11 protein-coding genes and 1 pseudogene are annotated in these 12,215 nt (G+C 69.2%); 8 read left to right on the plus strand and 4 right to left on the minus strand.

Annotated elements, in window-relative coordinates:
• Positions 1-235 precede the first annotated feature (235 nt).
• Entirely contained in the window at positions 236-1,057 is an 822-nt protein-coding gene (gene mltG / locus J0695_RS05015; RefSeq protein WP_206960534.1) for an endolytic transglycosylase MltG, read from the plus strand.
• 47 nt (positions 1,058-1,104) lie between these two features.
• On the opposite strand, the gene J0695_RS05020 is transcribed toward mltG, so the two are convergent.
• Together J0695_RS05020 and J0695_RS05025 are read right to left on the minus strand one after the other, a co-directional pair.
• Entirely contained in the window at positions 1,105-2,166 is a 1,062-nt protein-coding gene (locus J0695_RS05020; RefSeq protein ID WP_206960598.1) for an NAD(P)-binding domain-containing protein, read from the minus strand.
• Between the two features lie 77 nt (positions 2,167-2,243).
• Entirely contained in the window at positions 2,244-3,362 is a 1,119-nt protein-coding gene (locus tag J0695_RS05025; protein WP_206960535.1) for an LLM class flavin-dependent oxidoreductase, read from the minus strand.
• Between the two features lie 243 nt (positions 3,363-3,605).
• Between J0695_RS05025 and J0695_RS05030 the strand changes: the two genes are divergently transcribed.
• The 5 genes from J0695_RS05030 (at position 3,606) to J0695_RS05050 (ending at position 8,649) form a co-directional block, all read left to right on the plus strand.
• Positions 3,606-4,028 (plus strand): secondary thiamine-phosphate synthase enzyme YjbQ, encoded by a 423-nt coding sequence (locus tag J0695_RS05030; RefSeq protein WP_206960536.1) that lies wholly within the window; start codon positions 3,606-3,608, stop codon positions 4,026-4,028.
• Between the two features lie 550 nt (positions 4,029-4,578).
• Positions 4,579-5,445 (plus strand): GNAT family N-acetyltransferase, encoded by an 867-nt coding sequence (locus J0695_RS05035; protein ID WP_206960537.1) that lies wholly within the window; start codon positions 4,579-4,581, stop codon positions 5,443-5,445.
• Positions 5,446-5,652: 207 nt separating this feature from the next.
• Positions 5,653-5,976, plus strand: a complete 324-nt coding sequence (locus J0695_RS05040) for a hypothetical protein (protein ID WP_206960538.1) — start codon at positions 5,653-5,655, stop codon at positions 5,974-5,976.
• Between the two features lie 386 nt (positions 5,977-6,362).
• Positions 6,363-8,069 carry a cytochrome c biogenesis protein DipZ gene (locus J0695_RS05045; RefSeq protein ID WP_206960540.1) on the plus strand — a complete coding sequence of 569 codons (1,707 nt, stop codon included), beginning with the start codon at positions 6,363-6,365 and terminating at the stop codon, positions 8,067-8,069.
• Between the two features lie 157 nt (positions 8,070-8,226).
• Complete coding sequence (locus J0695_RS05050) at positions 8,227-8,649, plus strand: TOBE domain-containing protein (RefSeq protein ID WP_206960541.1); 423 nt, start codon at positions 8,227-8,229, stop codon at positions 8,647-8,649.
• Here J0695_RS05050 and J0695_RS05055 read toward each other — a convergent pair.
• Complete coding sequence (locus tag J0695_RS05055) at positions 8,646-9,068, minus strand: MarR family winged helix-turn-helix transcriptional regulator (RefSeq protein WP_206960544.1); 423 nt, start codon at positions 9,066-9,068, stop codon at positions 8,646-8,648. The two genes, J0695_RS05050 and J0695_RS05055, sit on opposite strands and share 4 nt — an antisense overlap.
• Before the next feature lie 202 nt (positions 9,069-9,270).
• Between J0695_RS05055 and eno the strand changes: the two are divergent.
• Together eno and J0695_RS43690 are read left to right on the plus strand one after the other, a co-directional pair.
• A pseudogene (gene eno / locus J0695_RS05060) lies at positions 9,271-10,551 on the plus strand (phosphopyruvate hydratase); the annotation flags it as partial.
• A gap of 45 nt (positions 10,552-10,596) precedes the next feature.
• A complete protein-coding gene (locus J0695_RS43690; protein WP_307798428.1) occupies positions 10,597-10,995 on the plus strand; it encodes a TOBE domain-containing protein in 399 nt (132 codons plus the stop codon).
• Positions 10,996-11,020: 25 nt separating this feature from the next.
• On the opposite strand, the gene J0695_RS05065 is transcribed toward J0695_RS43690, so the two are convergent.
• On the minus strand, positions 11,021-12,205 hold the full coding sequence (locus tag J0695_RS05065; RefSeq protein ID WP_206960546.1) for a CaiB/BaiF CoA transferase family protein: 1,185 nt from the start codon (positions 12,203-12,205) through the stop codon (positions 11,021-11,023).
• Positions 12,206-12,215 lie beyond the last annotated feature (10 nt).

Here is a 12,215-nt window from a genome sequence, read left to right on the forward strand (position 1 = left end):
TTCATGGTGGTGCCTTCTCCTTGAGCATGATTCATCAGTGGGACTGCGCAATCACGGTCTGCAGCCCGTCGCTTGCACACCGTAAGCATCATGCGCAGCAGGGGTGTTGGGCAATGGATTCTGGAACGATCACACGTTCCAGCGAACACCCGATCCCGTGTTCGTTCGTTCCCCCTGGCCCTGCCGGGACGCCAGGCTCGCGTAATCGGGCGGTATGGCGGGATAAGTTGCCCGCATGCCGAACGACAAGCTCCGCATCACGCGCCGCGGACGACTGATCCTTCTTGCGGTGACGGGAGTCGTCGTGGCCGCCGCCGTCGCCGTGCTGGCAGTCCTTCTGATCGGCGGGGGCGACAGCGGGCAGAAGCCGCCTCTCGTCATCCCCGAGGGCTGGCGCGCCGTCCAGGTGTACGCGGCGTCGGACAAGTCCCTGGGTGTGGCACCCGGCACCACGGAGAAGGCCGCGGGGGCGGCGAGTCTGAAACTGCCGTCGGAGGCCAGGGGCAATCCCGAGGGTTATCTCTTCCCGGCGACCTATCCGATCGACGCGCAGACGACCCCGGCCGGTCTGCTCACGTACATGGTCAACACGGCCAACCGGCACTTCGGAGCCGACCACATCACCCAAGGGGCGCGGCGCAACGATGTGACGGTCTATCAGACCGTCACCATCGCCTCGATCGTGCAGGCCGAGGCGGACACCACCGCGGACATGGGGAAGGTCTCCCGGGTCATCTACAACCGGCTCGCGCAGGGCATGCCGCTGCAGATGGACTCGACCCTCAACTACGCGCTGAACCGCTCCACCCTGGACACCACCACCGGTGACACCAAGATCGACAGCCCGTTCAACACCTATGAGCGCAAGGGACTTCCGCCTACCCCGATCGGCAACCCCGGGCAGGACGCGATGAATGCGGCCATCAACCCGACGCCGGGGAACTGGCTGTACTTCGTCACGGTCGCACCGGGGGACACGCGGTTCACCGACAGCTACAGCGAGCAGCAGAAGAACGTCCAGGAGTTCAACAGGAACCAGAAGAGCGCGAGGAGCTGACGGCGCCGGACGAGGGGCGCCGGACGAGGGGCGTCGGGCGAGGGGCGTCAGACGAGCGCGGGCGCACGCTTGCCGAGCAGCCGCCGGATGTCGTGCACCGCGGCCCGCCCCGCCCGGTTGGCGCCGATCGTGGACGCCGAAGGCCCGTAACCCACCAGATGGATCCGCTCGTCCCGGACGGCTGCCGTCCCCTCGACCCGGATGCCGCCACCCGGCTCGCGCAGCTTGAGCGGCGCCAGATGGTCGATCGCGGGGCGGAAGCCGGTGGCCCACAGGATGACGTCCGCCTCGACCGTGCGCCCGTCGTCCCAGGCCACCCCGTGCGGGGTGATGCGGTCGAACATCGGCAGCCGGTCCAGGACGCCCTGCTCGCGGGCGCGGCGAACGGCGTCATTGACGGGCAGCCCGGTCACGGACACCACGCTCTGCGGCGGCAGCCCGCGCCGTACCCGCTCCTCCACCATCGCGACGGCGGCCCGCCCCGCGTCCTCGCTGAAAGGCCCCTCGCGGAAGACGGGCGGCCTGCGGGTGACCCAGGCGGTCCCGGCCGCGTACTCGGCGATCTCCATCAGATGCTGGGTCCCGGAGGCACCACCGCCCACCACGACCACGCGCAGCCCGGCGAACGCCTCGGGTCCCGGGTAGCCGGCGGTGTGCAACTGCCGCCCCAGGAAGGTCTCCTGGCCCGGATAGCGTGGCCAGAAGGGCCGGTCCCACGTCCCCGTGGCGTTGATCAGCGCACGCGCCGCATACCCGCCCTCGGAGGTCTCGACGAGCAGCCGCCCGCCTTCCCCCTCGCGCACGGCGGCCACCTCCACCGGCCGGTGCACGCGCAGATCGAAGGCTTCCTCGTACGCGCTGAAGTACTCCCCGATCACCTCGGAGGAGGGGCGGCGCCCGTCCGCGCCCGTCAGCTCCATCCCGGGCAGTGCGTGCATCCCGTGGACCTTGCCGTACGTCAGCGAGGGCCAGCGGAACTGCCAGGCGCCCCCGGGCCGCGGCGCATGGTCGAGCACGATGAAATCGCGGTCGGGCTCCAGGCCCGCGCGCCGCAGATGGTAGGCGCCTGACAGGCCCGCCTGCCCGGCGCCGATCACGACCACGGCCATTTCGATGGCCCGCACCCCAAAGCTGTTCACGGTTCTACCAACAGCTTCGGGGTCCTGGATCTTCCCGTACGGGCGGCTCAGCTGCCCGGGAGCAGCCCGCGGGCCGCCAGCTCGGGCCGTACGCCCTCCCCGAACCAGTACGCCTCCTCCAGGTGCGGATAGCCCGAGAGCACGAAGTGCTCGACGCCGAGCGCGTGGTACTCCTCGATCCGGTCGGCGACGTCGCCATGGCTCCCCACCAGCGCGGTTCCGGCACCGCCGCGCACCAGCCCCACGCCCGCCCACAGGTTCGGCGCGATCTCCAGCTTGTCGCGCGTCCCGCCGTGCAGCGCCAGCATCCGCTGCTGCCCCACGGACTCGCTCTTGCCGAGCGCCGCCTGGGCGGCCGCGATCGTCTCGGTGTCGAGATCGCCGAGGAGCCGGTCCGCGGTCGCCCAGGCCTCGCGCGCCGAGTCCCGCGAGATGGTGTGGATACGGATGCCGAACCGGACGGTCCGCCCCCGCTCCTCCGCGAGCCCCCGGATCCAGTCGATCTTCTCCTTCACCTGGGCGGGCGGCTCGCCCCACGTCAGATACACGTCCGCGTGCGCGGCGGCGACCGGCCCGGCCGCCGCCGACGAGCCCCCGAAGAAGATCTCCGGCAGCGGATCCGGCGGGAGCGGGGTGAGCCCGCCCTCCACCTGGTAGTGCTCGCCGTCGAAGTCGTACGGCTTCCCGCCCCAGGCGCCGCGCACCACCGACAGGAACTCGGCCGTACGCGCATAACGCCGGTCGTGGTCGAGGTGGTCCCCGAACCGCCGTTGCTCGGTCGCGTCCCCGCCCGTCACCACGTTGAGCAGCAGCCGCCCGCGCGTGATCCGCTGGTACGTGGCCGCCATCTGCGCGGCGAGCACGGGCGAGATGACCCCCGGCCGGAACGCCACCAGGAACTTCAGCCGCTCGGTGTGCTGAGCCAGCGCGACGGTCGTCAGCCAGGCGTCCTCGCACCAGGTCCCGGTCGGAGTGAGCACCGCTTCGAAGCCCAACTGCTCGGCGGCTTTGGCTATTTGGGCCAGATACTCGATGTCGGGAGCGCGCACCCCGCTGGCCGGAGTGATCTGCGAACGCGTGATCCCTCCGTCGGTGTACGCGTGACGGTCGACCAGCGTGCGGCCGTCACCGCCGGTGGGCAGGAACCAGTGCAGATGCACGGACATGGCGAAGCCTCTTCCGTAGAGGGAAGACAGGGGGAAAGAAAAGAGAGAAAGAAGAAGGGGGAAGAAAGGCGTCAGAACCCGCGGCGACAACACGCGGCAGAGGCCACCCGCAGCAGGTCGATATGACCGCGCGTGGTGAGCAGCACTGAACGCAACATGGCGCCGAACGTAGCGAGCGGCCCGGACGCGGTCAATGGCGTCTCGTCCTCTGGACTAGCGCAGGGCCGCGCGAGAATGAGCCGCATGTCCGACACCTTCACCACCCGCGTCCTGCACATCGCCACCGGCCGGACCGAGACCGTGACCGATCTGACCCACGACTGCGAGCAGTTCCTGCGCGAGGCGGCGGCGGGCCGTGACGGCCTGCTCAACGTCTTCGTGCCGCATGCGACGGCCGGGATCGCTGTCCTGGAGACGGGCGCGGGCAGCGACGACGACCTGCTCGCCGCCCTCCGCACCCTGCTCCCCGCCGACGACCGCTGGCAGCACCGCCACGGCACGCCGGGCCACGGCAGGGACCACGTCCTGCCGGCGCTCGTACCGCCGCACGCGACCCTGCCGGTGATCAGCGGGCGGCTGGAGTTGGGTACCTGGCAGTCGGTCTGTCTGGTCGACACGAACATCTCCAATGCCAACCGTCAGGTTCGACTGAGCTTCCTGGGTTGATCAAGATCGTCCTAGGGGTGGCCGCGAAATATCCAGCGGTGCTCACCTCGATCGCGCTGACGCTCGTGGCAGGAACACCAGGAGGGTTGGTTCGTTGAGGAGCTGACCTTCGCGGACGCGGATGCGATTCTTGCCATGGTGCGTGAGCTCTCGTCTGCGTGAGCTTCGGTGGCTTCGAGCGGTGCCCGGTCACGGGCTGATTCGACCAGTTCCGGCCAGGGCGCCGGCCACGCGGCACTGAACGTTCCCGTCGCAGTGTGCAGTGGGTCCGTCAATGGGGGCAGGGCCGGGTCGCAGGCGGCGTCGCCCGCTCCGCACAGGCGCGGTACGCGCCACAAGGGCTCGACCGCGTCCCTGATCCCCAGGTCCGCGTGGGCCAGTGCTGCCCGCTTCCGCACGGCATCGTCGGAGCGTCGACGATGGCTCACCCGCCTCGCCACTGCGTTTCCGAGCTCACCCCGCCCATGCCGTGCGTGAGCGTGGCCGTGTCCCTTCGGCACCGGTCGGAAACCAGGTGCGGACTGCCGGTGCCATGGTGTGTCATCGGGGCATGGCGATTGAGTTGCGCAAGCCGGGAGTCGACGGGCTGAGCGAGGCTGTGGGCGTGCTGCGGGAGTGGCAGTACGAGGGGGCGCCGATGCAACTGCATCCGGGGGACCTGGGCTGGTTCTGGCGGGCAGGCGCGGAAGGGACCGCCGCGTCGGTCCGGACGTGGAGCCGGGACGGACGGATTCTCGGCGTCGGGCTGCTGGACGGTCCCGGGTTGTTGCGGATGACCATCGCGCCGGACGTTCGGCGGGACGAGGAGCTTGCGCGGCAGTTGGTGGAGGACGTGACCGACCCGGAGCGCGGCGTACTGCCCGAGGGGAAGGCCAACATCGAGGCGCCGATGGACGCACTGGTCCAAGATCTCCTGTCCGAGGACGGCTGGAACACCGATGAGCCGTGGACGCCCCTGCGCCGCGACCTTACGCAGCCGGTGAAGGACCCGGGTGTGCGCATCGAGGTCGTCGGGCCGGAGCAGGCGCACACGTTCGTCTCCGTACATCGGGCAGCGTTCGAAGGGTCGACGGCCACGGACGAGCGCTGGCATGCGATGGCGGCCGGACTGCCGTACGCCGATGCCCGGGGTCTGGTCGCGTACGACGACCAGGGTCATGCGGTGGCGGTGGTGACGGTGTGGTCCGCCGGTCCGGGCAGGCCCGGGTTGCTCGAACCGATGGGCGTGCACCGGGAGCATCGCCGTCATGGCTACGGCGAGGCGATCTGTGTCGCGGCGGCGGCCGCACTCCAGGAGCTGGGCTCGTCGAGCGCGCTCGTCTGCACCCCGAGTTCCAATGTCGGCGCCGTCGCCACCTACCGGTCGGCGGGCTTCCAGGAGTGCCCCGAGGTCCGGGACCAGTGCCGGGACGCCTAGGCCGTGTTGCTGAGGGAAGCTGGTGAGCCGGGTGCACCCCGGACTTCGGCGTCGAGCAGCGTCATTCCCAGCACGGGCCGCACCTCCCGCCTCCGACGGTGCAGCCGCGTGGTGTCCATCTCGCTGCGTAAACGGTTGGCTCGTATGCCCCTCTGTGATGGCTACGTGCACACTGACGGTTTCCCGTTCGACCTGAAGGACTGAGCCGTGCCCGACCGACCTGAGATTGTCTGTATCTGCGGCTCCACCCGGTTCGTGGACGAGATGAGCGCGGCGAACCGTGATCTGACCTTCGCAGGTGTCATCGTCGTCGCGCCAGGCGTCTTCCTGCGCGCCGAGGATCACGAAGCAGACGAGTTGATCACCAACGAGCAGAAGACCGCGCTGGACGCCCTCCACCTGCGCAAGATCGACCTGGCAGACCGGGTTCTTGTCGTCAACCCAGGCGGGTATATCGGCGAGTCCACGAGCAGGGAGATCGCATACGCCCACGTCACCGGCAAGCCGATCTCGTTCACCGATCCCTTCTGACCAGTAGACGCTTCGTGGTGCGCGCGGGCAACGAGTTTCGGTCAGCCTTGGGCGACCAGCGCGCCGGGCGCCTCTCCGAGCCTCTGCCGTGTCACGTCGAACGATCCGCGTCCTGGAGCGAACAACGTCGCGAAGTCGCGGGCCAAGGGCCAGACCTGATCGGCGTCTCCCGGCTGTGCGGGGCGGATTCAGACGTCGCCGCAGTCTTCCGGGCGCTCACGCCGCGTGCAGCAAGGCTTTAGCAACACGCCCTGGTCTCCTGTTCACCTCGTTCGGGGCCGGAAATATCCCCGAATGTCTAATAAGACCAATCTGGCAGGCGAGGCCCTCCGAATCACAGTCATGGAGAACGGGCGCACCGGTCTCCCGACCGGAGGGCGTTCGCCATGCTCACGTTGATCTTGATCGGTCTTCTCGGAGGGCTGATAACCGCTGTATCGCCGTGCATCCTGCCCGTTCTGCCGGTCGTCTTCCTCGCCGGAGGCCCGGGAACCGAGACCGCGGCGCCGGCGGAGCCCACTCCCGCGCGCAATCGCCGTCCGTACGCCGTGGTGGCTGGGCTGGTCCTCAGTTTCAGCTTCTTCACCCTGCTGGGGGTGACGCTGCTGTCGGCGCTCGGCCTGCCGCAGGACATCCTGCGGTACGTGGGCCTGGCCCTGCTGGTGCTGATCGGTCTCGGGCTGATCTTCCCGCCGGTCGAGCGGCTGCTGGAGAAGCCGTTCGCGCGGATCCCGCAGCGGCAGGTCAACAAGGAGGGCAGCGCCTTCGTGCTGGGCCTCGGGCTCGGACTGCTGTACGTACCGTGCGCGGGGCCCGTGCTGGCCGCCATCACGGTGGCCGGGGCGCGCGGGCAGATCAGCGCCGACATCGTCACCCTGACCGTGTCCTTCGCGGTCGGCACGGCCGTCCCGCTGCTGGTCTTCGCCCTGGCCGGGAGGCGTGTCGCCGAGCGCGTGGCGGCCTTTCGTACCCGGGCTCGCAAGCTGCGCATCGCCGCCGGTGTGCTGATGGTCGTCCTGGCCTTCGCGCTGGCCTTCAACGTCACGGACACCATCCAGCGGGCCCTGCCCGACTACACCTCTGCTGCCCAGAAGAAGATCGAGGACAGCGACACCGCCCGGCAGAAGCTGTCCGGTCTGTACAACAACTCCAACAAGGAACTCTCCCGCTGCGAGGACGGTGCCGACGAGCTCCGTTCCTGCGGGCAGGCCCCCGCCATCGACGGCATCGCCAAGTGGCTCAACACCCCGGGCGGCGCGCCCGTCGACCTGGCGAAGCAGCGCGGGAAGGTCGTGCTGATCGACTTCTGGACGTACTCCTGCATCAACTGCCAGCGCAGCCTTCCGCACATCGAGGCGTGGAACGCGGCGTACAAGGCGTACGGGCTCGAAGTGATCGGCGTGCACTCGCCCGAGTTCCCCTTCGAGAAGAACGCGGGCAACGTGGCCGACCAGGCGAAGAAGCTCGGTGTGAGCTACCCGGTCGCCCTCGACAACGACCTGACCACCTGGGACAACTACCGCAACCGGTACTGGCCCGCCAAGTACCTCATCGACGACAAGGGAACGGTGCGGTACTTCAAGTTCGGTGAAGGGCAGTACGACAAGACCGAAGATTTCATCCGTACGCTCCTGAAGCAGGCCGACCCTCAGGTCCAACTGCCGCCCAAGACGGGCCAGAAGGCCGACGACCTGACCGCGGGCCGCACCCCGGAGACCTATCTCAGCAACCTCCGCATACGGAACTACGTCGGCACCCCGATCGTCGACGACAAGGCGACTGTCTACCGCTTCCCGGCCGACATCCCCCTCAACTCGCTCTCCCTGGACGGTACGTGGACCGCCGGATACGACCACTTCACCGCGGGCAGGGATGCCCGGCTGGCGTTCACCTATCGGGCCAAGAACGTCAACCTGGTCCTGGCGGGCGAGGGGTCGGTCACGGTCCTCGTCAACGGCAAGGAGACGAAGACCCTGCAGGTGCACGGCACGCCGTCCCTCTACTCCCTGGTCGACAACGCCGACCCGGGTGAAGCGAAACTCGAACTCCGTCTCACCCCGGGTATCCAGGGCTACGCCTTCACCTTCGGATAGACGCCTCGGCGGAGTGCGAATGCCAGGCGGAACGGCGCGCCGGGCCTGCGGATGCGATGTGCTGCGCGCCGCGTCCGTTTCGCGGCATTAGCGTGTGAAGTACCGCAGGTCCGCAGCCTGACGCCACCGCATCAACTTCTCTGTGAGGCGTATTTTCATGAGTCTGAGCATCCGCAATCAGATCGCCGGCACCGTCACCGCAGTCACTACGGGTGAGGTCATGGCCACCGTCAAGGTTCGTCTTGCCGGCGGCCAGAACGTCACCGCCGCGATCACCCTGGAGGCCGTCAAGGAGCTCGGCCTCGCCGAGGGCTCCGAGGTCAAGGCCCTCGTGAAGTCCACCGAGGTCTCCCTCGCTACCGGCCCGGTCGAGGGCGTTTCCATCCGTAACCAGATCCCCGGCACGGTCACCGACGTCGCCACCGGTGGCGCCATGGCCTCCGTGAAGGTCGCCGTCGAGGGCGGCGAACTGACCGCCGCCATCACCAAGGACGCCGTCGCCGACCTGAAGCTCGCCTCCGGCTCCTCGGTCGTCGCGCTGATCAAGTCGACCGAGATCTCTCTCGCCACCGTCCGCTAGCGGGCGGCCAGCCGCTCCATCAGTGCGGCGGTGCGTGCCAGCGTCTCGCGCTCCTCGCCGGTGAGTTCGGCCTCGATGGCCTGCGCGAGCCAGCCGACCCTGCGCCCGCGCTCCGCTTCGAGCGCGGCCCGCCCCGCGTCGGAGAGCTCGACCAGGGACTTGCGGCCGTCCGTGGGGTGCGCCCGGCGGGAGATCAGGCCCTGTTCCATGAGCAGCCCGACCGCGCGGGCCATGGACTGCGGGCGTACGCGCTGATCCGCGGCGAGATCGCTGGTGGTCATGGCGCCGTCGCGGTCGAGAGTGCCGAGGACGGCGACCTGGCCGAGCGGGATCCGGTCCTCGTGCTTCACGCGCCGTGAGAGCTTGCCCATCGCGGTACGCAGTTCGGCGGCGACGGCGGCGGGTTCCGGGGTGGGCATACGGCACTTTAACCCGCGGTTGCCGGCGGGACTGGGCACTCTCGCTGCGCAGCTGACCTGCGCAGCAGAGGTGAGCAGCAATGCTGAACAGCAGAACTGAACAGCGGAACTGAACAGCATTGCTGTAGAGTCGATTCTGTCGCGGCGCGCGCCAGCGTTGTCGCAGCAGGGCCGCGGCATGCAGCAACGCGAAGGAACTCCCATGGCCACCAGCTCGGTTGGGTTCACTGCCATTCAGTCCGTCACCGCCCGCAGGGTCCTCGACAGCCGGGGCAATCCCACTGTCGAGGCCGATGTCCTCCTCGCCGACGGCTCCCTCGGCCGCGCCGCGGTCCCCTCAGGCGCCTCCACCGGTGCCCGGGAAGCCGTAGAGCTGCGCGACGGCGAGCCCGGCCGCTGGCACGGCAAGGGTGTCGATCGTGCGGTCGCCCACGTCAACGGCGAGATCGCGGCAGCGGTCGTGGGGCGCGACGCCGACGATCAGGCGGGTCTCGATGCCGCGCTCGTCGCGCTCGACGGCACGTCCGACAAGTCCCGCCTCGGCGCCAACGCGCTCCTCGGCGTCTCCCTCGCCGCCGCGAAGGCCGCCGCGGCCGCTCACCGCCAGCCGCTCTACCGCTACCTCGGCGGCGCCGACGCCCGGCTCCTCCCACTGCCGATGATGAACATCGTCAACGGCGGCGCTCACGCCGACAATCCGCTGGACTTCCAGGAGTTCATGATCGCGCCGGTGGGTGCCGAGACCTTCGCGGAAGCGGTCCGCATGGGGTCCGAGATCTTCCACACGCTCCGTCGCGACCTGCTGTCCGCTGGGCACTCCACGGGCGTCGGTGACGAAGGCGGCTTCGCGCCCGCGCTGCGTACCGCCGAGGAGGCACTCGACTTCGTCATGGCGGCCGTCGAGCGTGCCGGATACCGGCCCGGCGCGGACATCGGCCTGATCATGGACCCGGCATCGTCGGAGTTCTTCCGGGACGGTACGTATGTGTACGAGGGCGAGGGTGTGCGCCGTACACCCACCGAGCAGGTCGACTATCTCGCCAAGCTGATCGACGCATATCCGATCGTCTCCGTCGAGGACCCGATGGCCGAGGACGACCTCGATGGCTGGCGCGAGCTGACCGCCCGCGTCGGTGACCGCTGCCAGCTCACCGGCGACGACGTGTTCTGCACCAACGAGGAACTGCTGCGCGAGGGTATCCGCACCGGGGTCGGCAACTCCGTCCTGGTCAAGGTCAACCAGATCGGCACCCTGACCGAGGCGCTCGCCACGGTCGCGACCGCGCACCGGGCAGGCTGGACGGTCGTCATGTCGCACCGTTCCGGCGAGACGGAGGACACCACGATCGCGGACCTGGCCGTGGCGACGGGCTGCGGCCAGATCAAGACCGGTTCGCTGTCCCGCTCCGACCGCACCGCGAAGTACAACCAACTCATCAGGATCGAGGAAGAGTTGGGCGACTCGGCGCGGGACGGACACGGCAGCCCTGGTCGCCCGCCGCGGCGCCGCGCGCTTAAGGTGCGGTCTGTGGCGTCGTACAGCATTGGGCAGGCAGCGAAGCTGCTGGGCGTGAGTTCGGAGACCGCCCGGAGGTGGGCCGACTCCGGACGGCTGCGCATGGACCGGGAAGGGCCGGGGAACCGCGCGGTCGACGGGGTGAGCCTGGCCGCGTTCGCGAAGGAGCGGGCGGAGGGCATGCATCCGCTGCCTGAGGGTGCCGTGGTCACTTCCGTACGGAACGCGTTCGCCGGGATCGTGACCCGGGTGACGCTCGACGACGTCGTGGCGCAGGTCGAGATTCAGTCGGGGCCGCACCGGATCGTCTCGCTGGTGACGCGGGAGTCCGTCGAGGAGCTCGGCATCGAAGTCGGTGACACGGTCACCGCCCGTGTGAAGTCGACAAACGTGCACATCGACACTCCCTGAACCCGGACCAGCGCCAAAATCCTGGTCAGACAGCGCCGTCGGCACGCAGTCCGGAAATGGCGGCGTCCTCGTACCCCAACTCGCGCAGCACCGAGTCCGAATGCTCGCCGACCCAGGGGACCGGGTCCATGCGCGGGCTCACGCCGCTCAGCGTCGCCGGCGGCAGCAGCGCCTTCACGGAACCGCCGGGTGTCACGACGTCCCGCCACCGGTCGCGGCCCGACAGGACAGGGTGGTCCCAGTACTCGGACACCGAGTTGAGCCGTGAGTTCGCGACCTTCGCGCTGTCGAGGAGCGCCACCGCCGAGGCCGCGTCCAGCTCGGCGAAGCGAGCGGAGACGATCGCGTTGAGTTCTTCCCGGTGCGCGACCCGGGCCGAATTGCGGTGGAAGCGCCGGTCGGCGGCGAGCGAGGCGTCACCGAGGAACACGTCGCAGAACGAAGCCCACTCGCGCTCGTTCTGGATGGCGAGCAGGACAGTCACTTTGTCGGCAGCGCTGTACGGCCCGTAGGGCGCGATGGTGGCGTGCTGGGCGCCGACACGTGCCGGCTGGTTGCCCGAATACGCCGTGTAGTAGGCCGGGGAGCCCATCCACTCCGAGAGCGACTCGAAGAGGGAGACCTCGACCGCGCGGGCCCGCCGGGTCGCCTGCCGCTCGTACAGCGCGGTCAGTATCCCGGAGTACGCGTACATGCCGGCGGCGATGTCGGCGATGGAGATCCCCACCTTGGCGGCCTCCTCGGGCGACCCGGTGAGGGAGACCACGCCGGTCTCGCACTGCACCAGCAGGTCGTACGCCTTCCGGTGCGCCCACGGGCCGGTGTTGCCGTACCCCGAGATGTCACAGACGATCAGCGACGGGTGCCTGGCGGCCAACTCGTCGGCGCCGAGGTGCAGTCGGCGCGCGGCGCCGGGCGCCAGATTCTGTACGAAGACGTCCGCCTTGCCGAGCAGCTTCTCCAGGACCTCGCGGCCGCCCCGTGTCTTGATGTCGAGAGTGAGCGATTCCTTCGACCGGTTCAGCCACACGAAATAGCTCGACTGGCCGTGTACGGACTCGTCGTAGCCCCGGGCGAAATCCCCCGGTCCCGGGCGCTCGATCTTGATCACCCTGGCGCCGAGGTCGGCCAGCTGGCGGGTGGCGAAGGGGGCGGCGACCGCCTGTTCCAGGCTGACCACGGTGATGCCTTCCAGGGGCAGCGAAGCCATGGGGTACTCC

The sequence above is a fragment of the Streptomyces beijiangensis genome (assembly GCF_017315755.1).
Taxonomy (GTDB): domain Bacteria; phylum Actinomycetota; class Actinomycetes; order Streptomycetales; family Streptomycetaceae; genus Streptomyces; species Streptomyces beijiangensis.